The organism is Candidatus Schmidhempelia bombi str. Bimp, from assembly GCF_000471645.3.
Lineage (GTDB): Bacteria > Pseudomonadota > Gammaproteobacteria > Enterobacterales > Orbaceae > Utexia > Utexia bombi.
Genome location: NZ_AWGA01000073.1, coordinates 1 through 24,982, shown reverse-complemented (window position 1 = coordinate 24,982; position 24,982 = coordinate 1). Strand labels below are relative to the sequence as shown.

Here is a 24,982-nt window from a genome sequence, read left to right as displayed (position 1 = left end):
AGTTAATAGCTATTTACCATTAAGCTCTTGTAGTACTTAATTTAACGATGAAGATATATTTTACAAATAAACAAAGAGGATGTTTTTAGCTTGAATAGTATCTATTTTTCAAGAAAAAATTAATCTACAGGTAAAGTAGATAAATGATTCTTTTCAAGATACTTTTTATAGGTAAGAAAATTATCTGGCAAATCTCTTTCAGTCCAACCTTTATAATCTAAACCAAAGAAATTCAAAAATATAAATTCGTCTTCATAAATTGTTCTTATTAGCAAAAGTTCATATATTTTACCTTTATAATCAAATTCAAATAAAAAATAATCTAATGTTGGTAACAATGTCTCTTTATCGAATTCAGTATATAAATACTGCCATTTGAGGATTGGGGATAATATTTTTTTCAGTTGTAGTGAGTTTAATTTTTTAAGTTCATTTAATTCTTTGCCTATATCTCCCCCAGCATCTGCGATTGCTTGTAGAAAAGCTGATGAAATAAACGACCAACCAGATTCCATTTCAGTTTCATATAATAAATCAAATTTTTCATAGTTTAAATTTAAAAGACGGTAATCATCTATTTTTATATATTGTTTCTGTTTTAACCATTTTGATGCATCAAAATATACTTTTTTGGATGGAAAATCCGGAGAGTCCCAATCTGTAGCTGTTTCTAATATTGCCATTTGATAATTCATTTTGTGATATCTCCAACTGGTATAACTTATAAGTAAAATGGTCACTATAGCTATAATTGACACGTTTTTACTGTTAAATTTTCTTATAATCATACTTAACCTTTGTTTAAATTTTCGGTTTATACTCTAAAAGCCCAGATTTTAAACCTAATGGTGTTTTACCTGTTTTTGGTGCATACCATGCACCTTTTGGCATAATAGGACCCCCGCTATCTTTTTCATTCCTATCTCTTATAATTATACTGTCGTAGCGTTCTTTATTTAAATCGTAATCTTTAGGTTTTATAGGCGGTGATATAGGCTGCGGTTTTTCCATTTGCTGCCCCTTACTGATTGCTTGATGATAAACTTCCAACTTATTTTGATATTGTTTTAATAAATAATCATATATGATTTTCTCTAATTTATAATTTGTTATGACTTCATTATAATTCTCTACAGCTTTAATCTCATTTTTTGAACCGTAGGTATTACTATAATCACTGCGCATTTCCATAGCACGGACGTTGACTTCCCAATAATTGGCTTTATATTGAGCTGGACTATTTTCTTGTCCTGCTACACCATTGACCTCTGTAAAATCGTCATCTGGAAGAGATATTCCATTACGACAAGCATAAGTTGTGATATCCGCATCATGAGCAAAAATACTTTCATCTATTTTTTTTATTTTGCTTTATACCGAGCCTTGTTGTTCTAATATACGTTCTAACAATCTATAGTGCTGGTAAATGTCGCGATATCTTAACTTTTAGCTTTAACTAAACAATCAATACCATTAAGGTAGCCACAGTAACGATTGTGTCAGCCATGTTGTGGTAACACGCCACTAGTAATAGCAATTACCATGGCTAATAGTATAGTAATAATACCAATGGTTATTCCTGTTATTAAATCTTTAATAAAACCAGTTATATTGTTAAGGATTACTGACACACGAGGATATAAATACACAGTTAATTTTGATACCAGGAAGATTATATAATTTCATTCTTTTTAATTAACATAAGGGATAATTATCTTTAGCGCTTAATAGGATAATCCTTTTTATTAAAAAGAGTATTATAAAAATAATCCTATTCTGTAAAATTTTTAGTGAAAAAAGTTATTAAATAATCATCTATTATTTTAGCAACTTAACAGTTAATAATTCAAACTATACTAGACTTAGCATTCACTGCGATAATTATGCTGTTTGTTTTCATGCTGTGTATTCAATCGGTATCATTGCTAGTTAGCATCGCATGCAACTTTTTGCGTAATAAATGATTAAAATAGTTATTTATTTAAATAATTTTTTATATCAAAATATATACTAAAATAAATTCATCTCATTAGAATAGATAGGCACTTTTATTATGTTGATTTTTATATGGTTAAAATTGCAAATACAGAATCTTAGCGCGGTTTTCCAAAAATTGAAAGCACCATGCGTTGACGTCGACTCAGAAAAATCTCAAGCCTTTAAAGCTCACGATGAAGTTGAAGTTCAAAAGTTTAAAAAATTTAATTTAAGCATGGAACGACCGGATTTTGGTACACCGTTAACTGAATTCAAAGCGAGCGATTTTTTAAATTTACGCTATTACGAGATAAGTGAAAAATTGGGTGTCGAGTACCCTGAAGAGTATGCTGATTTCGATTTTGGGCGGCATATCGTTACATGGATTGATAATAATAGTATACTTGAGTGTTATTTTGATAATTGTCGTTGTATCGATGTTGAGATTTGGTTAAAACAATCTGATGGTCAATTTATCATTGTTGATGAGGTTCATGTTTCATTAAAAAGCTTATAAGGTGTAGTATCATTAAACCTTGATGCGATAACCGCATTGTGAATGTCAACGTTTTGTTACTTTAGAATAGCGATGAACACTATCCAATTGTTTTTTTAATAATTACTTTTTTAGTAACAATAAATTACTTAATTTATATATCTGATTTTATACATTAAAACAGCGTTGTTATTTAACCATAAAAAATAAAGCATATTATTAACTATTTAATTGTTTAAATCATTGATTTTGCTAAAAAATAAATAAAATCAATGATTTTTCTGGTTGGTCTTTGCTATGTACACTGTAATCCCCCCCAAGATCGATATTATCGGTGTGTTAAAAATGAGCTAATGGATTAATAAAAAATTCATCAGATGAGTAGAATATTAAAATTGAATAGCGACAATGTAGCACTTTTAAAGAAAACTGCCGCTTTTTTAATGACTATTGGTTATCTAAATAGTGATTTAATTTTATTATGCCCCAACTTGATAGGTTAATTTTATTTCTCGGTTGTCGATGATTTCTAAGTTTGATAATACCGATAATTGTAGAAAATTCTGGCGTAAAAACTGTGATAACATTGGTCTTAATATTGGGTTTACTAATAAAACAGGCGGTACACCAATGGCATTTTGTTATTCAATGGCTTGTTTCATTTGTTCAATAATATGTTCTGCTAATCCTAGTTCTAGATTACTGGTGTTTTGTAACGCTTGTAATAAATAGCAGGCGTTCTAAGTTGATGTTGAGTCCTATCACATTAATGGATCAGAACCAGGTAACCACTGTTGTGTAATTACTCTGTCTAAAGGCCTTCAATGGTATCTGTGACATTATCTAGATTGATTGCTAGCCATTTGTTATTTACAATTTCGCCGCCTTTTATAAAAATTTTTATTGATAAGGTGAGAGCAAAAGGTTGTCTCAGATATGAACCTGTGGAGGTAAAAATCCTAATGTTTGCGCAAATTTTTTGCGTAAACTACGAATACGTCCTAATAATTCGCCATTTTGGTTTTGGTCTACCATAGGAATTAAACCATATCCTACTTCTATTACTAATATATTTTCAATATTCACATCGGACCATGTCATCTCGATTTTTGCTGGTGTGGTTGCTTGTATACTTTCTTTTTTGGATTATGGTTGTTTAATGAAAGGAAGCATAATTTAAAACGCCGTGAACATAAATGTAACAAGCCTTAATCAATCTTTTCTTTGCGCTTGTTTAAAAACTCAATTAACTCATTTACGCTACTTATATAAACAACAATACTTTTTAAATCTGATGCGTATTATTCTATTCTTTCAATGTCATTTCCTGCATAACCACAGTCTTAAATAGAATCATTTATCAAATTTGCTTATCTATTGTCTGTAAAAATAAGAATGAGGTCTATACCTCGTCAAGGATATCTATTTGTAGCAACCCATATATAATCTAGTATTGCCATTGGATGGAATTCACTCAATACGTATTTAATATGAAGATGATTAAAGCTGGATAATGAGTTTTGTCTTTATCATTTGATTGGTGATATAAAAATCGAATAATCTGATTTTTATTGTTTATTAATAAGCGATATGAATAGATAGTGATTCACATAAATAGTGTCTATGTATTGGTCATCAAACTCACTCATATTCCAGATTAAATTTATTTTAACTACAGTTTATATCAATATAAGACTGTAGTTAAAATAAGTGAGCAGATTTTACCTATTAACTTAATAATAATGCATCATCAGTAATGGTTTCTCCGCGCGTTTTTTCAAACATATTTAGTAGATCACTAACGCCTAATTTACTACGTTGTTCACCGGAAATATCCAACACTACTTGTCCTTGATGAAGCATGATAGTACGCGTACCATACTCAAGTGCTTGTTTCATTGAGTGAGTTACCATAAGCGTAGTTAGTTTATTCTCTTGTACAATTTGGTTAGTTAAGGATAAAACAAACTGCGCTGTTTTCGGATCTAACGCTGCCGTATGCTCATCAAGCAGTAAAATTTTAGATGGCTGTAAAGATGACATTAATAAGCTTACCGCTTGGCGCTGACCTCCTGATAGTAATCCCATTAGATCATTTAACCGGTTTTCTAGACCAAGATTTAAGCGTGCGAGTTTATCTTTAAATAATACTTTATTTTGACGATTAAGCGCAGGTAATAATGTTCTTGGTTGCCCTCTTTTATAAGCAAGCGCTAAATTTTCTTCTATCGTCAATTTTTCACAGGTACCTGCCATTGGATCTTGGAATACCCTAGCCACTAAATTAGCGCGTTTCCATGTAGGGTAGCGGGTGACGTCACGATTATTAATAATTACATAGCCAGAGTCGGCTAATAGATCGCCACTAATAATATTTAATAGTGAGCTTTTACCCGCACCGTTGCTACCAATAACAGTAACAAATTCACCTTCCTTAATAGTTAAACTTAAGTTGCGCAGTACATGGTTTTCGATTGGCGTACCTGCGTTAAAGGTTAACTGTATATTTTCCACTTTAATCATGCGTTAGCTCCTCGACGTGCTTTCCATTTTTTTAATTGCTTTGGTAAAACTAACGCTAACGTGACCAAGATAGCAGTAATAAGATTCAAATCTTCCGTACCAATCCCAATACGTTGTAAGGTTTCGTTACCCAGTGCTAAGGCAATAAAGAAACGATAGACAATTGAACCTAAGATAACCGCTAAGGTCATTAATCCTATACGTTTAGAAGATAATAAATTTTCACCAAGAATCACAGCGGCTAACCCTATAACAATCGTTCCGACACCAATCGAGATATCTGCATTGCCTTGGGTTTGTACAAATAATGAACCGCCTAAGGCAATTAATCCATTTGAAATGGCCATACCAAGGATAACCATTTTTCCCGTAGCAATGCCTTGCGCTTTGGCCATACGGGCATTGGCACCGGTGGCGCGTAGTGCTAAGCCTTGTTGGGTATTTAGAAATGAATTGAGTAAACTCCAGCATATAACCACAAAGGCTAATATGATTAATGGCTGAAGATAATATTGATTACTATAGTCTGCATTAATAAATGGGGTGAAAATAGTCTCAGCATCTAATAACGGTAAATTAGGCGATCCCGACATACGCGGTGTTTCGTGCTGTAAAAATGGACCGAGACCTAAAATACGTAAATTGATTGAGTATAGTGCAATCATTACAATAATACTGGATAGCAGTTGCATAATATTTAATCTTACATATAGCCAAGCGGTAATAACCCCAGCACATGCACCAGCAAGCATACCAAATAAGGTGGCTAACCATGGATTGACTCCTAGGTATAGACAAACGCCACAGACAGCACCACCTAAAGGAAAACTACCATCTGCGGTTAAATCAGGAAAGTCTAGTATTCTAAACGAAATTAAGACGCCCAAACTGACCAGCGCATAAATAAGGCCGATCTCCAGTGTTCCAAATGCGATTTCAAAAGACATTACATTAGATCCATTTATTTTTCTTACCAATAGAGGAGCTGTGATTCCTCTATAATTTTATATAATTAATTAATAATTTCATTCGCTGAGGCTAATACGTCATCAGACAGTGTTACGCCCTGACGCTCAGCGGCTGATTTATTTACCACGAATTGCATAACGTTACCCGTTTCAACCGCTATATCGCCAGGATTTTCACCTTGAAGAATACGAATAACCATTTTCCCTGCTTGATGACCTAAATCATAATAACTCATTCCTAAAGCGGCGGTTGCTCCGCGTGTCGCTACCACAGGGTCCGATGCGATCAAAGGAATTTTACTTTCATTTGCTACTTTAGCAAGTGATTCGTAAGCAGAAACCACATTATTATCGGTTGTTGTATAAATTAAATCCACTTTACCCTTTAAACTGCGCGCCGCGGCAGGAATATCAGAAGTACGCTGTGCCGGCGCAGCAATAACTTTTATCCCCTTTGGAGTCAATAAGTCATTAAGTTGTTTTAAAATATGGGTGGAATTAATTTCACCAGGACTGTAAACATAGCCGATTGCTTTTAAATTTGGCTTAATTTTTTGCATTTGTTCAATTTGTTTATCTAGCGGTAGCGCATCAGAGACCCCAGTGACGTTAGTTCCTGTTGTTCCCCACTGTTTTGTTAAACGTGCGGCAACGGGATCGGTTACGGCAGTAAAGACAATCGGTATGGTTTTGGTTGTTGCCACTAATGCTTGAGCACTGGGGGTGGCAATTGCAACAATGACATCGGGTTTACTGGCTACGAATTGCTTAGCTATTTGCGCAGCATTGGCACTACTACCTTGCGCACTTTGATACTGAAATTTTAGGTTTTCACCTTCAATATAACCATTTTGTTTTAATTCATCTAACACGCCATTACGGACACTATCTAGTGCTGGATGTTCAATAATAGCCGTCACTGCAACGTAAGCGGGTTTTTCATTTGCTTGGCATGAAAAGATAACGGATGTGATTACCATAAAAATAGATATTGGAAGAAAAAAACAACGCATTAGCCATGACCTCTTAATATTTAAATTAATCATTCTTATTTATTATTATTCAATGATATGTTGAGCTGATTTTAGGATTTCCTCAGACAACGCAAGACCTTGGCGATTTGCTGCCGTCTTATTGATGATTAACTCGGTGACATTACCAATTTGCGGAGCGATATCCCCTGCTTTTTCACCATTAAGAATACGGATAACGATATCTGCTGCTTGTCGACCCAAATCGTAATAACTCATACCAAGCGCAACCGTTGCTCCACGTGCGACCGCATCAGGATTAGAGGCTATTAATGGAATTTTACTTTCATTGGCAATCTTGGCGATAGCTTCATAAGCTGAGACAACATTATTATCAGTGGTGGTATAGATCAGATCCGCTTTGGCTTTTAAACTTCTTGCCGCGGCGGGAATATCAGAAGTACGCTGCGCAGAGGCTGAAAGCAATTTAATCCCTTTTGCTTGTAATAGGGGCTCAAGCTGTCTTAATGTCTGGGTAGAGTTAATTTCACTAGGACTGTAGACCGATCCCACGGTTTTTAAATCAGGCTTAATCATTAACATTAAATCAACTTGTTTGTCTAAAGATAGGGCATCAGAAACGCCAGTAATATTAGTTCCTGTCGCTTGCCAACTGCGTGTTAATTTTGCAGCAATCGGATCGGTGACAGCCGTAAACACAATAGGAATGGTTTTGGTTGTTGCGGCAAGTGCTTGGGCACTTGGGGTCGCTATAGCTACAATCACATCAGGTTTACTGGCGACAAATTGTTTGGCAATTTGGGCGGCATTGGCACTGCTACCTTGTGCACTTTGGAACTGTAATTTAAGATTTTTTCCAGTTATATAACCTTGCTCGGTGAGTCTATCTACTACGCCTTTACGGACGTTATCTAAGGCAGGGTGCTCAACAATTGCGGTGATCGCAACGTAGTGGCTTTTCTCCTGCGCAGAGGTAATGAATGACGTCATCAGTACAATGACAGCGGTAAAAAATTTTTGGCATAGTGAGTTCATTATTATCACCTTGTAAATTTCACATTACAATAATGATGTTATATTAGCGTTGAAATGCCCGTAATGCAATGGATATGATAAGGTATATAGTAAATTGCACTATATGTAAATAAAAGTTTACATATAGGCAATGCTAATTAATGATGTTTAAACGTGTCGGAAATTAGTTGCCTTAGCCATTTAACCGAATACGTCAAATAGCTAGGCTCTTATCCATTTAATTCGCAGAAATAATCTGGTCAGCGGTGTTAAGTAGATCAGGGGAAAATGAATAACCCTGTTGACTGGCTGAGGCTGGATTAAGGATTAAGACCGTACTGTTGCTAATCGTTGGCGCGATATCACCAGGATGTTCACCACCTAAAATACGTGCCACAGTTTGTCCCGCTTGTCGTCCAAACTGATAATAACCGATCGCTAAAGCCGCAGCCGCACCGCGTTCAACGGAATCTGGATCCGATGCCAATAGTAGTAATTTACTCTCTACAGCCGTTTTTACTAAGGACTCATAAGCAGAAACCACATTATTATCTATCGTGGTATAAATAAGATCGACTTTCCCTTTAAGGCTACGCGCGGCAGGCGCGACATCAGAGGTTTTTTGAGCAGGGACCGCAAGTAGATCAATGTGGTGTTCTGCTAATGCTTGGCGTAAGTTTTTTAATACGGTGGTTGAGTTTATTTCACTTGGACTGTATACGCAACCGACCGTTTTTAAATCAGGTTTTAATTTTAGCATTAACGCTACTTGTGGCGCTAATGGTAGGGCATCTGAAACGCCTGTGATATTGGTTTTACTTGGCTGCCAATTTTTGATTAATTTTGCCGCAACCGGATCGGTAATGCCAGCAAACACGATAGGAATCGTTTTTGTTGCAGCAGCGACAGTTTGAGCGCTTGGTGTCGTAATAGGAACGATAACATCGGGTTTGGTCGCCACAAATCGCTTGGCAATTTGTGCGGCGGTGGCGCTACTGCCTTGGGCACTTTGATAGCGAATAATGAGGTCTTGACCAATAGTATAACCTTGGTCGACAAGTTCATCTTCAATGCCCTGCCTAATCTTATCTAACGAAGGGTGCTCAATAATGGCCGTAATGGCAACATATTTAGTTTCTTTAGCACTAGTCCAGTTTATCGAAAAAATAGTTAAAATGATAACCGCTATACAACGAAATAGATAATACATAAATACCCTTAAACTAGTACAAAGATACTGTATTGTAACTTACTTTCGCTAAAAGTTAAGTATAATTTGTGGGTATTGGTTAAAACGATAAATAGTAATAATAACAATATAAAAATATTAAAGACGGGGTATTATATATCTAATAGATAAAGAAAAAATAAAAAAACGCATAATAATCAAAATGTTATTATGCGTTTTGTGGTTAAATTAGCGTACTACTCATTTTTGTTTAAGATAATCAGCACTGTATTTTTGTGCTAATTCCTCAGCCTGTTTTTGCTCATCCTCATTAAGTTGTTGAAAAATGGCATCTGCTTGTTGAGCCGCGCGCTGATTGTTATTGGCACTGGCGACCCGATACCACGCGTAAGCTTCGACGTTATGTGCCTTAGCCAAACCTTTACCATTTGCATACATCTCAGCTAAATGAACTTGAGCTAATGGATTGCCCTGTGACGCTGATTTTCGATACCATTCAAGCGCTAAAGTCATATTTGCTTCTACGCCATCACCTTGCTCATACATAAAAGCAAGATTATTTTGCGCATCTGAGTCCCCTTTTTCTGCGGCTTTTGTATACCATAAAAGCGCTAATTCTTTATTTTGTTCAATGCCTTCGCCATCATTATAACTTACCGCTAAGTTAAACATGGAATCAACATAACCTTGCTCGGCAGATTTTTGATACCATTCGATAGCCTTTTTTGGATCTTTTTCCACACCATCACCCGCATCATAAGCTAAAGCTAAATAATACTGTGCCTCGGCATCTCCTTTATTGGCGGAGATACGAATAAATCGAATAGCATCCGGTTCTTTCGACGATTGTGCATAAGTCGATGTAGCGAATATAAAAGTAGTTGTCATCAGTATCGCTATAAGATATTTACCGCTGTTTTTTAGCATTAAATTAATCCCTTATTCGTTAATATTAGTATGAATAACACAATATCTTAATGTTAAACATAAATGTTTTTATTGCGTTTTATTATTGGGTTTTAAGCTGATTGAGTGTGAGAGGATTAATCACACGTGGGATCATGCTCGTTTATTTGGTCATGGCATTATTTTCATAATTGAAATAAAGCAAGTCATATTGACTAGCCAATCTACGCGCTTCATGTTTTTCCTCATCGGTTAATGTTTTCCAGATTCGAATCAATTGAGCACTACTCTCGGTATTACCATTTTCGAAAGCAATATGATACCACGCAAAGGCTTGTAGTTTATCTGGGGTGGTCATGCCTTTACCCGCTAAATAAAAACTGGCTAAATTAAATTGCGACTGAGCATTACCATTTTCAGCAGCTTTTTTATACCAATATAACGCTTTATCGATATTGGCTTTTGTCCCCTCACCATATTGGTACATAACCGCTAGATTATTCTGAGCATTACTATTATTTTGTTCCGCCGCTTTGGTATACCAAAGTAGCGCCATCTCCATGTCTTTTTCTACCCCTTCGCCATGCTCATAACTTAATGCTAAATTGTACTGCGCTTTAGCATTACCTTGATCGGCTGCTTTTAAATACCAATAGACCGCTTTATCCTGATCTTTTTCTAATGGATCGCCTTTATCATAAGCAATGCCTACCAGTAACTGTGCCTCTGCATCTCCTTCCTTCGCGGCTTCTTGGATAAAACGGAAAGGAATAGGAGTGGGTAGCGCATAACTGCATGCCGTAAAAAATAGCATCATTGGAATCAACGCAGTAAAAAAATAGTGTTTGGCGTTAGTCAAAATAAGTTTCCTTTCTAGTTAATATTAATGTCGTTAGCACTATTATAAAGCAGTAAAATTAGTTAAGGAAATAGCATAGGGTTTAAACCCGTTTTACTAAAACCAGCGTTTTCTGTTTCTTGATCTAAAATAAGGGTATTTAAATCGTCGACGACGATATCCAGTTTGGGATCGACATCTTGATAGAATATTTTTAAGTAGCCATGACAATGATGACAACATTCGGTTTTAACCGCGGCTAATTCTTTATCCAGAGAGTAATAATCAATAGCGGACATATCTTGGCAGTTGGTACATTTTACACGTGGGCTATACCACTGTGTTTCACATAAACTACATTGTAAATAGCGTAGACCGTTTTCAGATCCTAAATGGACGATACTCGCTATAGGATGGCTATGGCAAAGGGGACATAAAGGAGAATTATGTGCTCGTGTAGCTATTGCTGCCGTTTCCCCCGTTAGCTGCGCGGCAAGCTGCGTATAATAGCAGGCTAAAGCAGACCAAATAAACAGTGCTTCACCGCTATTTACTTTTGTAAAGGCGCCACTAAGTAAATCGGTGGCCAACTGTTGTTTTTCTTGGCGCGTTTTATTATTTAATGACTGAATAATGGGGTCAATTTGAGGTTGAAAATCAGTTAACCCATTAATAATCTGGGTTAAATAATCTTGCCACTGCTGATTGAATAAGTTATTGGCGGATAGTAATGCAGAGTTGTTAGCGGTAATGAGGTTATTAGCAGCAACCTTAATGTTTTGGGTAATAGGCGATTGATCAACGATGGTCAATTGTAACGCATTAATTTTAGCACATAGTGAAAAATAATGCGCCAGTGGATTGGCTTTGGCTAATTGCATAAATCGCTGTTTTCTATGTTGGTAGATACGCTTCGGATGAGGTAAGTAGAGTAATGGGAGCTTCGCTCCCTGATTAATACCTTGCTGTGATTTAGATTCTAACTGTTGTTGTGGCGTGATATGAATAGTCATCGCAATATTCCTAATTAGGCCTCCTTTGATGGCGGTAGATTTTTTTTAGTTTTATAGGTTTTTTGCATCTCGTCGACATACCATTGAGAATGATTTTTTCTAGCCCACGGACGTGAAACATAGCCAAGAATCATTCCTTTAATTGAGCCTTTTACCCAAATAGCCATATAAGCATGCCCCATAATTAAAAGTATCAAGCTGATAGCCGCCATCGCATGAATTAAAATGGCAAAACGGACAATTTCAATCGGAAAATAATCAGCAAAATATCGTCGCCACATGATAAGACCCGTTATCAGGAGCACAGAAATTAGCCCCATAATGCACCAAAACAGGAATTTTTGCCCAGCGTTATATTTACCTATTGGGATATCTTCTGGCTCTTTGCCCGCAATAATTTTATCTATTCGTTTAATCCAGCGTAGATCATCGCGATTAGGAATATTATGTTTAACTAAATGAATAAACATAAATACTAGTAGCAGAAAAACCGTTACGCCAATAAAGGGATGTAATACACGTAATAATTGTGGTGTACCAAGGACTTTCCCTAAAATTGATAGTGATGGAAAAAACAGCGATAAGCCCGATAATCCAGCTAAAGCAAAGCAAATCACAATAAAAACATGACAAAAACGAACTGGTAATGAAACACGATAAATAAGTTTCTTTTTCTCCACGTTATTTCTCCTGTGAATGATTAGTTGGTTTACTAAACTGCTGATTTAATTGGCGTTCTGCTTCTTTTTCATTTTTGATATCTTCCTCATCGACCTCAATGGGACCAACAGCCATATAGTGGAAGACTAAACCGGCAAAGGTTGTCAAAAACGCTGCGGCAGATAGCGGTTTTAAGGCGCCTTTCCAGAAATTGACGGCTTGGCTAATGTGTGGGTCTTTCGGTAATCCATGATAGAGTTGAGGCTGATCGCAATGATGTAATACATACATCACGTGAGTACCGTTGACGCCTTCTGGATTATATAATCCAGCCTGTTGGTACCCGCGCTGTTTAAGTTCAGCAACACGTTGATTGGCATATTCGATCATATCTGCTTTAGTACCAAAATGTAGCGCACCTGTTGGGCAGGTTTTGATACAAGCGGGCTCTTGTCCAACCGCGACCCGATCCACACAAAGGGTACATTTATAAGCACGGTTATCTTCTTTACTAATTCGGGGCACATTGAATGGACAGCCGGCAACACAGTAACCACATCCAATACAGTGCTCAGATTGAAAATCAACAATACCATTAGCGTATTGAATAATTGCGCCTTCTGATGGACAAGCTTTTAAACATCCTGGTTCGCTACAATGCATACAGCCATCTTTGCGTATTAACCATTCAAATTTACCATTCACGTCTACTTCAGAATAACGCATAACGGTCCAGCTTTTAGGACTTAAATCGGCGGGGTTATCATAAACACCAACATTGTGGCCCGGCTTATCACGCAGATCATTCCACTCGCTACAACCAACCTGACAAGCTTTACAACCAATACAGACGCTAACATCAATCAATTTTGCGATCTCTTGTTGAAAATCTCTTGCTTTAGGGGCTGGCGTCAATTGATTGGTGGCTGAACGTTTAATAATGTCTTGAGATTGTAATGACATAATAATTTCCTATTGACTATTCAGAGATTTTTTTGATATCGACTAAAAATGTTTTATATTCAGGCGTTTGTGAATTGGCATCGCCTAAGTAAGGGGTTAAGGTATTAACTAAAAATGATTTTTTCATTACCCCTGCGTAACCAAATGGAATCGGTATACCAACCGTTTCGACCTGTTGTCCATTGATGGTTAAAGTAGGTAGCCGTTTTGTTACCACTGCTTTGGCTTTAATATAGCCACGTTTTGAACTTACTTTGACGGTATCACCTAACTTAATGCCTTTTTGCTGCGCTAAATTCTCGCCAATTTCAATAAACTGTTCTGGCTGAGCAATGACATTTAATAGGGAGTGCTGAGTCCAAAAATGGAAATGTTCCGTTAAACTATAGGTTGTGGCAACATACGGATAATTATCCGCGGTGCCTAATCTTGCACGATCTTCTGGGAAGACACGCGTTGCTGGATTATTTATCTGAGTTGGGTGTAATGGATTGGTTTTAATGGGTGTCTCAAACGGTTCGTAATGTTCAGGAAAAGGACCATCAACTAATCGATTAAGACAGAATAGCCCACCTAAACCATCATTATTCATAATAAAGGGTCCCGCTTCTGCACTTGGTGCTAAGGTTAATGTGTAGTCAGGTACATCATTGCCCACCCAGCGCTCGCCATTCCATTTAATCAATAAACGTTTTGGATCAAGAGGTTGTCCATTGGCATCCGCAGAAGCACGATTATAGAGGATACGTCTATTAAGCGGCCACGCCCAAGCCCAATCTGAATGAATTCCTTTCCCTGAAGGGTCAATCGGATCGCGTCTTGCCATTTGGTTACCGTCTTCGGTCCAACTGCCACAGAAAATCCAAATACCACACGACGTTTTGCCATCATCGGTCAACTGGGTAAAGCTACTTAGTTGTTGTCCTTTTTTAACAACAATATTCCCATTTTGATCGGTAAGATCAGCTAATGCTTTACCATTATAATCTTTAGCTAGCTCTTCGGCTGAGGGCGCATTGGCGTCGGCATAATCCCAAGTGAGATAATGAATAGGCTCAGCATAAGTCCCCCCCTCTTGTTGGTAAAGTTCGCGGATACGTAAGAAAATACGAGCAATGATATCTGGATCATTCATCGCCTCATAAGGGGGATTGGCAGCGGCCCAATGCCATTGTAACCAACGTGCTGAATTAACTATCGTCCCATTCTCTTCGGCAAAGCAATTAGATGGTAATTTAAAGACTTCGGTTTGAATGGTACTTGGGTCAACATCGTTGACTTCTCCATGATTTTGCCAAAATTCAGCGGTTTCGGTCATTAAGGGATCAATACTAATTAAGAATTTTAATTTTGATAAACCTTCACGTACACTCTGTTTATCTGGGATCGCGGCTAATGGATTGAAACCTTGACAAATCAGTCCATTAGCTTCTCCGTCTCGCATCATTTTACCAAATTGCAAGATATCATAGACCTTATCCCATTTTGGTAACCAGTCGTAACCCCAATTATTTTCTTTGGTTGCTTTATCGCCATACATTGATTTCATCAAGCTAACAAAAAATTTCGAGTAGTTGTGCCAAAAATTGACCTCGTTAATACCTAACGCTTTTGGGGTTTTTTCTTGCAAGTATTGGGTTAATGTCGGTTGGGATTCTTTTGGTAAATCGAGATAGGCAGGTAATCGATTTGACAGCAATCCAACATCCGTTAAACCTTGAATATTAGAATGTCCGCGTAATGCATTAATCCCGCCGCCCATTACACCAATATTACCTAAAATAAGTTGAATCATGGCGGCTGCGCGAATGATTTGGGTACCGTAGCTATGCTGTGTCCAGCCTAATGCGTATAAAAAGGTGGCGGCTCTATCATTACTTTTAGTGCTCGCGAGTGAACGACAAACATGTAAAAAGTGTTCAATGGACGTTCCTGTTAAATTATTGACGACGTCGGGCGTGTAACGACTAACATGTTTCGCTAATAAATTCCATACACAGCGCGGGTGTTTCAGTGTTTTATCCCTTAAGGCAAAGCCATCGGCATCGGTTTGATAAGCCCATGTGGTTTGATCATATTTTTTTGATTGAGAATCAAAGCCACTAAATAGGCCTTCGTGGAAGTCAAAATCATCATCCACAAGCAAACTGGCATTGGAATTAGCAATTAAGTAATCAAAATTAACTTCATTATGCGTGATAAGATAGTTAATCACACCAAGTAAAAACACAATATCAGAACCGGTGCGAATAGGCACGTAAAGATCAGCGACTGCGGCGGTACGCTGAAAACGGGGATCAATGGCAATTAATTCTGCGCCATTATGAATTTTAGCTTCAATAACCCACTTAAAACCGACAGGATGTGCTTCTGCGGCGTTGCCTCCCATAATAATTACGACATTGGCATTTTTAATATCGTTCCAATTGTTAGTCATGGCGCCACGTCCATAGGTAGCAGCTAAACTGGAGACAGAAGGACCATGGCAGACCCGGGCTTGGGTTTCTAAGGGAAGTAGACCTAATGAGCGGGCAACTTTCGCCGCAAGCCAACCTGTTTCATTACTGGCTGCGGATGTAACTAGCCAACCCGTTGTCGTCCAGCGATTAACCGTGGTGCCCTGTTCATTTTTTGTAATAAAGTTTTTATCACGATCTGCTTTAAGCAGTCTCGCTATACGATCAATCGCTTCATCCCAACTAATACGTTGCCATTGGTTAGAGCCAGGAGCCCGATATTCTGGATATTTAAGTCGTGTTTCACTTTTTATATAGTCCAACACACCCGCACCTTTAGGGCATAGCGAACCACGACTAACAGGATGATCGGGATCACCTTCGACATGGAAAATAGAAGAAACGGCATTTTTTGCGCCATCAGTACGGCTATAAAGTAACATACCACAGCCAACTGAACAGTAAGTACAATTATTACGCGTTTCTTTCGATTTTAATAATTTGTATTGACGTGTCTGAGCAAGTGCGACATTGGGTGCAAGACCTAATGCAGCAATCGTTGTTCCAGCCATGCCCCCTGCACAGATCTTAAAGAACTGTCTACGGCTAACTAGCATACGGACTCCTTAAATAGAGACTGACATTGAAATTTTCATTGCTTTATTTTTATCGGGATAATATATCCCTTCTTTTGTTAATGATAATCGCAATTTATGCTGAAAGGAAGAATAAAACAGAAAGTAAAAAATTAATATGGATTAAAGATAGCTTTATTGGGAGGGGGATATCGTGCCAAATACGTAGACAGTGATATCTACGTATTTGATGTTAACGATTGATGTTGATTAGGAATAATAAGAGGGTTCACCTTGTGGACGGGTTTTAAATCGTCGGTGTAACCACATATATTGTTCTGGCGCCATTAATATTTCTTTCTCGATGGCTTTATTCATAAAAATGGCCGCCGCTGTTTCATCTTGTTTAGGGAATCCAACTAATGGTGCTTCAACGATCACCTGATAATGTTGACCAACGCGTTTGGGAATAAATGGAATAATCGCTGGATTGGCCATTCTGACCAAAATTGAGGTGCCGATAGTTGTCGCGGCGTTCTCAACTGCAAAAAACGGCGCAAAGACACTATTTTTAGGACCGTAGTCATGATCTGGCGCATACCAAAGTAGCTCCCCTTGTTTAAGGGCACGAATCATTCCTTTGATATTTTTTCTGTCTAACATATATTTGTTTGACTTTAGACGACCTTTAATCTGTATATAATCCATAACAGGATTATCGTTAGGTCGATAAACCCCAACGCCAGGATGACTTAAGCCTAAAATGCGAGCACCCAGTTCTAACGTTAAAAAGTGAATACCAACTAAAAGTACTCCTTGTTTAGTGGCTTGAATGTGTCGAATATGCTCATCACCAACAATTTCAGCATGGCGACGCACCCGTTTATCTGACCAAAACCATGCCATTCCTGTTTCAAAAATAGCGATACCCGTGGAGATAAAATTTTCACGTAATAACGTTTCACGTTCAGTAATGGGCATGTTGGGAAAACAGAGTTGCAAATTACGTCTCGCGATATTGACTCGACGTTTTAACAACGTCATGGTCAGTAAACCGAATTGTTTACCAATAAAGCGAATAATCGGGTAGGGTAATAATATAACGACCAAATAGAGACTAAAAATGCCTAACCATGTTAACCAGTAACGAGGATGTAATAGCGAAAATGAGAAAACAGCGTGTATTTCTTGATTTTTTTTCATGTGGTTATTATTAATTAAATAAGCAAAAAAATAATTTTTATGTATAGGTTAAATTATCAGGGATAATGTGCTGAACTGCAACCGTCATTTAGCTGCTAATCTATACAATTACACTTTTATTACATGTACTTACGTATTACTTGATAAGCTATTTATAAGCAATATCGTTGCTTTTATTTCTTGGACTACGGATTATTGGTTAATGAATAATGGCACGTCACCGCCAGACGTAATCAAGTGTGTTGCATCGATTAAATTGATATTGTCCACGCTAAAAAATAGCCATCATATTGAGCTAAGGTAAGAGATGGAGATTTAGATTGTCACTGCTTCAAACTTAGCCTGAAGTAACGCGGCTAAATCTTGAGGATTAAGTTCAATTTCTAAGCCTCTTCGTCCACCAGAAACGATTATAGTTGATTGATTAAGGGCGCTGCTATCAATTAAAGTTGGCCACTGCCGTTTTTGACCTAACGGACTCATACCACCAACAACATATCCTGATGATCTTTCGGCGAGTTTCGGATCGGCTAGTTCAATTTTTTTGCATTTGAGAATACGAGCAATAGCTTTTAAATCAAGTTGTTTTAAAACTGGCAGTACAACAACCGCCAATTGCTTATTTTGTCCATTCAATTGCACAATTAATGTTTTAAATACTTGGTCAGCGGTTAGACCAAGTTTAGGATCTAACTTGGCAACCGCTTCTGCACCAAAATGCGTCTCACTAGCATTATGCTCATATTGATGGAGACAAAATTTGATGTGGTGTTTTTTTACTATCGCGACAGCTGGCGTCATTAATTATTTATCCTAATCAGCGAGCATAGTCTATATAGATAGGTAAACATAAAGAAATTAATCAATAAACTGCTAAAACTAATCCCTACATTTAAGATAAAGTGATTATCTATATCATACGGGGAGTTAAGCAAATTAAATACCATCAACAATCCCAACCAGATAGCCGTAATCAGTAAGATTGATTTATATTGCGCTTTAAATATTTGCCAGCTGTTATTTAATTTTTCAACAAAACGTAGGTTGTGTGCCTCAACATCATAAACGATAAATAGATTAAAAATAATGGTATAAAACAAGACACCAGCAGCAATAATATAGAACATCAGTGGAAACAGCAGGGAGGCTAAAATAAATAATATAGCGAAATAGGGAATACCTACCAACAAAGATAAGAATATGGTCAATAGGCTTTTTGTCGCTTTTGAAAACAGCTCTTTACTATTAAGCGGAGTATAGTTAACCAAATTGGAAATTAGAGACAAATTAAACGCCGTGGTCAAACATGAAATAGCAATAGCAAGCGTGACAAATTGAAATACATAAGAAAATATCGTGCTAAACAGCTGTTTTTGCTGCTCAGGAGACATACTTTCTATCATCTTTTGCATAGATTGCATTGAATTATCACCGTAAGTGCTAATGGTGTGATTCAGTAGATGTTGAATAGGCGCTAATGTAGCAGGATCAGGCATAAAAACCATACAAATGAGTTGTTCAATGACGGCGACAGCGATTAGGGCCATCAATATGATTTTAAATTTATTATGGATAAAATTTTTGGTATCCAACAAAAGAGAGGAAAAGGATAATTGCATGATGAAATAATTCCTTATTTAAAATTCTCTTAAGGAGATGGGTCAGATGACCCATCGTTACTTAGACTAAGATTGTAAAAGCGAAATATCAGCAACTTTAAGGAATAAACCTTGCAGTTGAGCTAGTAATGCTAAACGGTTAAGCTTAATTTGCGGATCATCATCCATTACTTTGACTTCATCAAAGAATTTATCGATAGGCTCACGTAACGTAGCTAATTCAATTAATGCTTGCTGATAATTACCTTGAGTAAAATAAGGGGCTAATTTATCAGTTAAGTTCATTAATGTCTTAGCTAATTGCTGTTCTGCATTATCTTGCAATAAATCATGATTAACGGTGTCTGGTATTGTGATATCAGCTTTAGCTAGAATATTGGATACCCGTTTGTTAGCGGCAGCTAAGGCTGAGGCGGCATCTAATGTTCTAAAATGGGTTACTGCTTTTACTCTCGCATCAAAATCAATTGGGCGAGTGGGGTTACGTGCTAACACAGCTTGAATCGTATCAATCGCGTAGTTTCTTTCTTGATACCAAGCACGGAAACGCCCCTGCATAAAGTTAACCACATCCGTCATCACTTGCTGATGAGTCAGCCTATCCGCATAAAGTTTTACTGCTTCTTGCGCTAATTCAACCAAATCTAATGGTAGCTGTTTTTCAACAATAATACGTAAAACCCCGATAGCCGCACGTCTTAACGCGAAGGGATCTTTATCCCCTTTCGGGTGTTGACCGATACCAAAAATACCGACTAAGGTATCTATTTTATCGGCTATCGCCACCGCGGCGGCCTCTAACGAGCTAGGTAATTGGTCACCCGCAAAACGTGGCATATATTGTTCATTAATGGCTGTTGCAACGACCGAATTTTCATTATCGTGCAAGGCCAGATACATACCAGTTACGCCTTGGGTTTCAGGAAACTCAAAGACGAGATTCGTCAATAAATCACATTTCGATAATAAACCAGCCCGTTTAGCATCGATAGCATTTGCCCCAATTTTATCGGCAATATATCCTGCTAAATGTTCAATACGTTTCGATTTATCACCAATTGTACCAAGCTGCTGTTGAAATAAAATCGTATCTAGACTTGGTAAGCGCGCCGCTAAAGGCTGTTTTAAATCGGTTCTATAGAAAAACTCTGCATCCGCTAATCGTGGGCGAACCACCTTTTCATTACCACTGATGATAACGGACGGATCTTTAGATTCGATATTGGTTACAAAAATAAAGTTAGGTAATAATTTATTTTGGTGATCATAAACGGGAAAATATTTCTGATCGCCTTTCATGGTATAGACTAAGGCCTCAGCGGGGACATCAAGAAATTTCTCTTCAAATTTAGCAGTCAATACAACCGGCCATTCAACCAATGAGGTCACTTCTTCCAATAAACTATCGCTTAAGTCAGCACGACCGTTCAACGCTTTAGCGGCTAATTCTGCTTGTTCGCGAATAATCGTCTTTCGTTTATCATAATCGGCAATGACGTTACCTTTTTCTTCCAAAATTTGGGGATATTGATCCGCATGAGTAATGGTGATTTGTTGTTGTCCCATAAAGCGGTGACCATGGATTATGCGATCAGATGTTACATCTAAAATCGTACCTGGTACTAACTGATCACCGTATAACATAGTTAAAGTGTGCGTTGGTCTGATAAATTGGGTTCTTTTGGCCTCCCAGCGCATTGGTTTTGGTATGGGTAACTTGGCTAGAGCCGTTTCGACCATTGCACTGAGTAATTCAACAACCGGTTTGCCTTTCTGTTTTAAGGTATAAGAGAGCCATTCACCTTTATCGGTGGCAATGCGTTGTGCTTGTTCAACTGTGATCCCACAACCACGTGCCCAACCTTCAGCAGCTTTAGTGGGTTTGCCATCGGCATCAAAAGCTTGTGCGACGGCAGGACCACGTTTAACGATTTCAGTATCAGGCTGTGTATCATTTAAATTAAGCACTTTTAGTGCTAAACGACGTGGAGAGGCGTACCAAACTACTTGCCCATGCTCAAGGTGATGTTGATTTAATTGTTCAATAAAATTAGCAGCAAAACTTTCGGCGAATAGACGCAACGATTTTGGTGGTAGCTCTTCTGTGCCAAGTTCAACTAAAAATGTTTGTTGCATTACTTACGCTCCTGATTATTCTCTTTTTGACACATTGGAAAGCCCAGCGCTTCACGCGAGGCGTAATACGCTTCTGCCACCATTTTGGTTAACGTGCGAATACGTAAAATATAACGCTGACGTTCGGTCACCGAAATGGCTTTACGAGCATCAAGTAGATTGAAACAATGTGCGGCTTTTAAAATTCGTTCATAAGCAGGAAGGGGTAACGGTTTCTCTTGCTCTAGTAAGTATTTGGCTTCAGCTTCATGTTGATCAAAACTATAGAATAAGAAATCGATATTCGCGTATTCAAAATTATAGGTTGACTGTTCTACTTCGTTTTGATGAAAGACATCACCATAAGTGGTCACTAAACCTGTGGGTGATTTATTCCAAACTAAATCATAAACACTATCTACGCCTTGAATATACATTGCTAAGCGTTCAAGCCCATAGGTGATTTCACCTGTCACAGGGTTACACTCCAATCCACCCACTTGTTGGAAATAGGTAAATTGCGTAATTTCCATACCATTTAACCAAACTTCCCAGCCAAGTCCCCAAGCACCTAAAGTTGGGTTTTCCCAGTTATCTTCGACAAAGCGAATATCATGGATGGTCGGATCAAGACCAAGTTGCTGCAAAGAACCTAAGTAAAGTTCTTGAATATTTTCTGGTGAGGGTTTCAAGATAACTTGAAATTGATAATAGTGTTGTAGACGATTTGGATTTTCACCATAACGTCCATCGGTTGGTCGTCTTGACGGCTGTACATAAGCAGCGCGGATAGGCTCTGGACCTAACGCTCGTAGACTCGTCATGGGATGCGATGTCCCTGCACCCACTTCCATATCCAATGGTTGTATAATGGTACAACCTTGATTAGCCCAATAGGCTTGTAAGGTAAGAATTAACCCTTGAAAGGTCTTAACATCAAACTTTTGCATGATTAGTATCTGTTTATATTTTAGGTTATTTTAAAATAACAAAGCGATAGAATAGCCTACTATTCTATCCTGTTTCGTAATTATAGGGGAAGTGCTAATCTTAGCAAATTAACTATAAAATAAAAAATTTACATTGAAGGTAAATCAGAAAGGTAAAAAACATGGAAAATCAAACGCGACGTTGTGGTTGGGTTAGCGCTGATCCTATAGATATTGATTATCATGATCATGAATGGGGACACGTTGAAAAAGATAGTCAAAAATTATTTGAACAACTCTGTTTGGAAGGCCAGCAGGCAGGATTATCTTGGCTTACTATTTTAAAGAAACGGTCTGAATATCGACGCTGTTTTTATGACTTTAACCCTCAGAAAATGATTACTATTACGGATATAGAAGCCTTGTTAAACAATAAAGGTTTGATTCGCCATCGTTTAAAACTCAAGGCAATTATTAAGAATGCTTCTGCTTATTTAGCTATGCAACATCATGGTGAAGATTTTTCTAATTTTATTTGGCAATTTGTTGATCATCAACCTATTATTAATCATTATTGCCGTCTTGAAGATATCCCAACCCGTACACCGATAAGTGAAAAAATGTCAAAGGCGCTGAAACAACGAGGATTTGCGTTTGTTGGTCCAACAACATGTTATGCTTTTATGCAAGCAATGGGATTGGTTAATGATCATATCGTGACCTGTGTTAGTCATCCCCTATCGCTAAAAAACGGAAAATAGTTTGATTAAAAGGATAATTGATGGTTTTTGCTTAGAAGCCCATGATTAGCCAACCCCAAATGGCTAATATGTTTATTTTTCACATGACGTGATCTATTGGCACTGAGGTAATAAATAAGTATAGGGTTATTTGCGCCAGTCCATTAAAAATAGTGGATAATCGCTATTATTTTGTATAAAACGTGCGTATTTGCTTTAAATTTAGCTAATTGAAAACTCATTTCAACGACATAATTTTTATCACGAAAATAGTTTATTTTTTTGAACATGTTATTATGATGTGATGAAATAATGATTAAGTTAAAGTTGTAAAAGTAAATATGAATTTAGACACTATTGTTGCACAGGCCACTCCCCCAGGACGCGGGGGTGTAGGTATACTGCGTATTTCAGGTTCTCATACTCAAACCGTAGCAAAAGCCATTTTAGGCAAAGTGCCCAAGCCGCGACAAGCTGAATATCTGCCTTTTTATCAACAAGATGGAACTATTTTAGATCAGGGTATTGCCTTATTTTTTCCTAATCCTCATTCGTTTACAGGTGAAGATGTGCTTGAATTACAAGGCCATGGTGGACCGGTTATTTTAGATCTGTTATTAAAACGGGTATTGCAAGTTGGTGATGTACGAATTGCTAAACCCGGTGAATTCTCTGAACGGGCATTTTTAAATGATAAGCTCGATTTAGCCCAAGCCGAAGCGATAGCTGATTTAATTGATGCGAGTTCAGAACAAGCGGCAAAATCAGCAATGTTATCTTTACAAGGTAATTTTTCAAAAAAGATCAATGAATTAGTTAATGAATTGATTAACCTAAGAATTTTTGTCGAAGCCGCGATTGATTTCCCCGAAGAAGAGATTGATTTCTTATCGGATGGAAAAATTGAGTCACAATTAAATAAAGTGATGAACAATTTACAATCAGTACGCCAAGAGGCGAAACAAGGCACGCTATTACGAGAAGGGATGAAAGTGGTCATAGCAGGGCGTCCTAATGCGGGAAAATCAAGTTTACTTAATGCATTAGCAGGTCACGATGCCGCGATTGTGACTGATATTGCGGGTACCACGCGTGATGTGTTGCGCGAACATATCCATATTGATGGTATGCCGTTACATATTATCGATACAGCAGGATTGCGTGAAGCAAGCGATGAAGTAGAGCGTATTGGGATAGCCAGAGCATGGCAGGAAATCGAGCAAGCTGATCGGGTATTATTTATGGTCGATGGTACAACAACACAAGAAAGTTGTCCGGAAAAATTATGGCCAGAATTTATACAGCGCTTACCTAAGGGAATACCGATAACGGTGATCCGTAATAAAGCGGATATGACAGGCGAAGCGTTAGGCGCCACTGAGGTTGATGGTTATCCTCTGATAAAATTATCCGCGCGTACTGGAGCTGGGGTTGAGGTATTACGCGAACATTTAAAAGCGAGTATCGGTTTTACCAGCAGTACCGAGGGGGGCTTTCTTGCTCGTCGTCGGCATTTGCAAGCCTTAGATCAGGCTGCTAAGCACCTAGAACAAGGTCACCAGCAATTAGTTGTGTTTTATGCGGGTGAATTATTAGCAGAAGAGCTGAGATTAGCGCAAGAAGCACTAAGTCAGATAACAGGTGCATTTACTTCTGATGATTTACTAGGCAAAATTTTTGGTTCGTTTTGTATTGGTAAATAACCGTGTTGCTTAATTTTTATGATCGCATTTGAGGGTCTTAAATAACTTTACTCATTTAGCCGTAAGTTAATCTTTTAGGAACATGGCAACCAGCTTGCTAGCC

At 37.7% G+C, this 24,982-nt stretch carries 23 protein-coding genes; 3 read left to right on the top strand and 20 right to left on the bottom strand.

Features of this window, described 5'->3' with window-relative positions; all coding sequences use genetic code 11:
• Positions 1 to 119: 119 nt before the first annotated feature.
• The 3 genes from O970_RS08155 to O970_RS10210 all read right to left on the bottom strand — a co-directional run bounded on the left by O970_RS08155 (position 120) and on the right by O970_RS10210 (position 1,631).
• Positions 120 to 683: a hypothetical protein gene (locus O970_RS08155; protein ID WP_238610618.1), complete on the bottom strand. Its 564-nt coding sequence runs from the start codon at positions 681 to 683 to the stop codon at positions 120 to 122.
• A gap of 118 nt (positions 684 to 801) precedes the next feature.
• Entirely contained in the window at positions 802 to 1,191 is a 390-nt protein-coding gene (locus tag O970_RS08150; protein WP_024496618.1) for a hypothetical protein, read from the bottom strand.
• Positions 1,192 to 1,499: 308 nt separating this feature from the next.
• Positions 1,500 to 1,631, bottom strand: a complete 132-nt coding sequence (locus tag O970_RS10210; protein ID WP_275055023.1) for a hypothetical protein — start codon at positions 1,629 to 1,631, stop codon at positions 1,500 to 1,502.
• A 422-nt stretch (positions 1,632 to 2,053) separates the two neighbouring features.
• Between O970_RS10210 and O970_RS08145 the strand changes: the two genes are divergently transcribed.
• Positions 2,054 to 2,494, top strand: coding sequence for a hypothetical protein (locus O970_RS08145; protein WP_024496617.1), 441 nt, complete (start codon positions 2,054 to 2,056; stop codon positions 2,492 to 2,494).
• Between the two features lie 909 nt (positions 2,495 to 3,403).
• Here the strand turns inward: O970_RS08145 and O970_RS08140 are convergent.
• The 17 genes from O970_RS08140 to glyQ form a co-directional block, all read right to left on the bottom strand.
• Positions 3,404 to 3,574 carry an FHIPEP family type III secretion protein gene (locus O970_RS08140; protein ID WP_123056902.1) on the bottom strand — a complete coding sequence of 57 codons (171 nt, stop codon included), beginning with the start codon at positions 3,572 to 3,574 and terminating at the stop codon, positions 3,404 to 3,406.
• 627 nt (positions 3,575 to 4,201) lie between these two features.
• Entirely contained in the window at positions 4,202 to 4,996 is a 795-nt protein-coding gene (locus O970_RS08135; protein WP_024496616.1) for an ABC transporter ATP-binding protein, read from the bottom strand.
• On the bottom strand, positions 4,993 to 5,943 hold the full coding sequence (locus tag O970_RS08130; RefSeq protein WP_024496615.1) for an ABC transporter permease: 951 nt from the start codon (positions 5,941 to 5,943) through the stop codon (positions 4,993 to 4,995). Before O970_RS08130 ends, O970_RS08135 begins: the two co-directional genes overlap by 4 nt.
• A gap of 65 nt (positions 5,944 to 6,008) precedes the next feature.
• Entirely contained in the window at positions 6,009 to 6,944 is a 936-nt protein-coding gene (locus O970_RS08125) for an ABC transporter substrate-binding protein (protein WP_420885471.1), read from the bottom strand.
• Positions 6,945 to 7,022: 78 nt separating this feature from the next.
• A complete protein-coding gene (locus O970_RS08120; protein WP_036563088.1) occupies positions 7,023 to 7,991 on the bottom strand; it encodes an ABC transporter substrate-binding protein in 969 nt (322 codons plus the stop codon).
• A gap of 217 nt (positions 7,992 to 8,208) precedes the next feature.
• Positions 8,209 to 9,180: an ABC transporter substrate-binding protein gene (locus O970_RS08115; protein WP_024496612.1), complete on the bottom strand. Its 972-nt coding sequence runs from the start codon at positions 9,178 to 9,180 to the stop codon at positions 8,209 to 8,211.
• 219 nt (positions 9,181 to 9,399) lie between these two features.
• A complete protein-coding gene (locus tag O970_RS08110; RefSeq protein ID WP_238610617.1) occupies positions 9,400 to 10,047 on the bottom strand; it encodes a tetratricopeptide repeat protein in 648 nt (215 codons plus the stop codon).
• Positions 10,048 to 10,228: 181 nt separating this feature from the next.
• Positions 10,229 to 10,924, bottom strand: coding sequence for a tetratricopeptide repeat protein (locus tag O970_RS08105; RefSeq protein WP_024496610.1), 696 nt, complete (start codon positions 10,922 to 10,924; stop codon positions 10,229 to 10,231).
• A gap of 62 nt (positions 10,925 to 10,986) precedes the next feature.
• Entirely contained in the window at positions 10,987 to 11,916 is a 930-nt protein-coding gene (gene fdhE, locus O970_RS08100; RefSeq protein ID WP_024496609.1) for a formate dehydrogenase accessory protein FdhE, read from the bottom strand.
• Positions 11,917 to 11,930: 14 nt separating this feature from the next.
• The gene (locus tag O970_RS08095) at positions 11,931 to 12,596 is read right to left on the bottom strand and encodes a formate dehydrogenase subunit gamma (RefSeq protein WP_024496608.1); all 666 of its coding nucleotides are present in this window, start codon (positions 12,594 to 12,596) and stop codon (positions 11,931 to 11,933) included.
• A gap of 1 nt (position 12,597) precedes the next feature.
• Positions 12,598 to 13,539, bottom strand: a complete 942-nt coding sequence (gene fdxH, locus O970_RS08090) for a formate dehydrogenase subunit beta (RefSeq protein WP_024496607.1) — start codon at positions 13,537 to 13,539, stop codon at positions 12,598 to 12,600.
• 16 nt (positions 13,540 to 13,555) lie between these two features.
• Positions 13,556 to 16,612: a formate dehydrogenase-N subunit alpha gene (fdnG, locus tag O970_RS08085; protein ID WP_081685294.1), complete on the bottom strand. Its 3,057-nt coding sequence runs from the start codon at positions 16,610 to 16,612 to the stop codon at positions 13,556 to 13,558.
• A gap of 228 nt (positions 16,613 to 16,840) precedes the next feature.
• A complete protein-coding gene (locus O970_RS08080) occupies positions 16,841 to 17,773 on the bottom strand; it encodes a Kdo(2)-lipid IV(A) acyltransferase (protein WP_024496605.1) in 933 nt (310 codons plus the stop codon).
• 315 nt (positions 17,774 to 18,088) lie between these two features.
• The gene (gene ybaK, locus O970_RS08075; protein WP_024496604.1) at positions 18,089 to 18,574 is read right to left on the bottom strand and encodes a Cys-tRNA(Pro) deacylase; all 486 of its coding nucleotides are present in this window, start codon (positions 18,572 to 18,574) and stop codon (positions 18,089 to 18,091) included.
• Positions 18,574 to 19,392 (bottom strand): YciC family protein, encoded by an 819-nt coding sequence (locus O970_RS08070; protein WP_024496603.1) that lies wholly within the window; start codon positions 19,390 to 19,392, stop codon positions 18,574 to 18,576. The genes ybaK and O970_RS08070 overlap by 1 nt, the downstream gene beginning before the upstream one ends.
• 66 nt (positions 19,393 to 19,458) lie before the next feature.
• Positions 19,459 to 21,528, bottom strand: a complete 2,070-nt coding sequence (glyS, locus tag O970_RS08065; protein ID WP_024496602.1) for a glycine--tRNA ligase subunit beta — start codon at positions 21,526 to 21,528, stop codon at positions 19,459 to 19,461.
• The gene (gene glyQ / locus O970_RS08060; protein WP_024496601.1) at positions 21,528 to 22,457 is read right to left on the bottom strand and encodes a glycine--tRNA ligase subunit alpha; all 930 of its coding nucleotides are present in this window, start codon (positions 22,455 to 22,457) and stop codon (positions 21,528 to 21,530) included. The genes glyS and glyQ overlap by 1 nt, the downstream gene beginning before the upstream one ends.
• A 161-nt stretch (positions 22,458 to 22,618) precedes the next feature.
• Here glyQ and O970_RS08055 point away from each other — a divergent pair, with 161 nt between their 5' ends.
• The gene (locus O970_RS08055) at positions 22,619 to 23,197 is read left to right on the top strand and encodes a DNA-3-methyladenine glycosylase I (protein ID WP_024496600.1); all 579 of its coding nucleotides are present in this window, start codon (positions 22,619 to 22,621) and stop codon (positions 23,195 to 23,197) included.
• A gap of 320 nt (positions 23,198 to 23,517) precedes the next feature.
• A complete protein-coding gene (gene mnmE, locus O970_RS08050) occupies positions 23,518 to 24,879 on the top strand; it encodes a tRNA uridine-5-carboxymethylaminomethyl(34) synthesis GTPase MnmE (protein WP_024496599.1) in 1,362 nt (453 codons plus the stop codon).
• Positions 24,880 to 24,982: the final 103 nt, after the last annotated feature.

What these genes read in the sequence shown, in the direction of transcription:
- O970_RS08155 (WP_238610618.1), bottom strand. Translation starts at nt 683, where the DNA reads ATGGCAATATTAGAAACAGCTACAGATTGGGACTCTCCGGATTTTCCA.
- O970_RS08150 (WP_024496618.1), bottom strand. Translation starts at nt 1,191, where the DNA reads ATGGAAATGCGCAGTGATTATAGTAATACCTACGGTTCAAAAAATGAG.
- O970_RS08145 (WP_024496617.1), top strand. Translation starts at nt 2,054, where the DNA reads ATGTTGATTTTTATATGGTTAAAATTGCAAATACAGAATCTTAGCGCG.
- O970_RS08140 (WP_123056902.1), bottom strand. Translation starts at nt 3,574, where the DNA reads ATGACATGGTCCGATGTGAATATTGAAAATATATTAGTAATAGAAGTA.
- O970_RS08135 (WP_024496616.1), bottom strand. Translation starts at nt 4,996, where the DNA reads ATGATTAAAGTGGAAAATATACAGTTAACCTTTAACGCAGGTACGCCA.
- O970_RS08130 (WP_024496615.1), bottom strand. Translation starts at nt 5,943, where the DNA reads ATGTCTTTTGAAATCGCATTTGGAACACTGGAGATCGGCCTTATTTAT.
- O970_RS08125 (WP_420885471.1), bottom strand. Translation starts at nt 6,944, where the DNA reads ATGGTAATCACATCCGTTATCTTTTCATGCCAAGCAAATGAAAAACCC.
- O970_RS08120 (WP_036563088.1), bottom strand. Translation starts at nt 7,991, where the DNA reads ATGAACTCACTATGCCAAAAATTTTTTACCGCTGTCATTGTACTGATG.
- O970_RS08115 (WP_024496612.1), bottom strand. Translation starts at nt 9,180, where the DNA reads ATGTATTATCTATTTCGTTGTATAGCGGTTATCATTTTAACTATTTTT.
- O970_RS08110 (WP_238610617.1), bottom strand. Translation starts at nt 10,047, where the DNA reads ATGACAACTACTTTTATATTCGCTACATCGACTTATGCACAATCGTCG.
- fdhE (WP_024496609.1), bottom strand. Translation starts at nt 11,916, where the DNA reads ATGACTATTCATATCACGCCACAACAACAGTTAGAATCTAAATCACAG.
- fdxH (WP_024496607.1), bottom strand. Translation starts at nt 13,539, where the DNA reads ATGTCATTACAATCTCAAGACATTATTAAACGTTCAGCCACCAATCAA.
- fdnG (WP_081685294.1), bottom strand. Translation starts at nt 16,612, where the DNA reads ATGCTAGTTAGCCGTAGACAGTTCTTTAAGATCTGTGCAGGGGGCATG.
- O970_RS08080 (WP_024496605.1), bottom strand. Translation starts at nt 17,773, where the DNA reads ATGAAAAAAAATCAAGAAATACACGCTGTTTTCTCATTTTCGCTATTA.
- ybaK (WP_024496604.1), bottom strand. Translation starts at nt 18,574, where the DNA reads ATGACGCCAGCTGTCGCGATAGTAAAAAAACACCACATCAAATTTTGT.
- O970_RS08070 (WP_024496603.1), bottom strand. Translation starts at nt 19,392, where the DNA reads ATGCAATTATCCTTTTCCTCTCTTTTGTTGGATACCAAAAATTTTATC.
- glyS (WP_024496602.1), bottom strand. Translation starts at nt 21,528, where the DNA reads ATGCAACAAACATTTTTAGTTGAACTTGGCACAGAAGAGCTACCACCA.
- glyQ (WP_024496601.1), bottom strand. Translation starts at nt 22,457, where the DNA reads ATGCAAAAGTTTGATGTTAAGACCTTTCAAGGGTTAATTCTTACCTTA.
- O970_RS08055 (WP_024496600.1), top strand. Translation starts at nt 22,619, where the DNA reads ATGGAAAATCAAACGCGACGTTGTGGTTGGGTTAGCGCTGATCCTATA.
- mnmE (WP_024496599.1), top strand. Translation starts at nt 23,518, where the DNA reads ATGAATTTAGACACTATTGTTGCACAGGCCACTCCCCCAGGACGCGGG.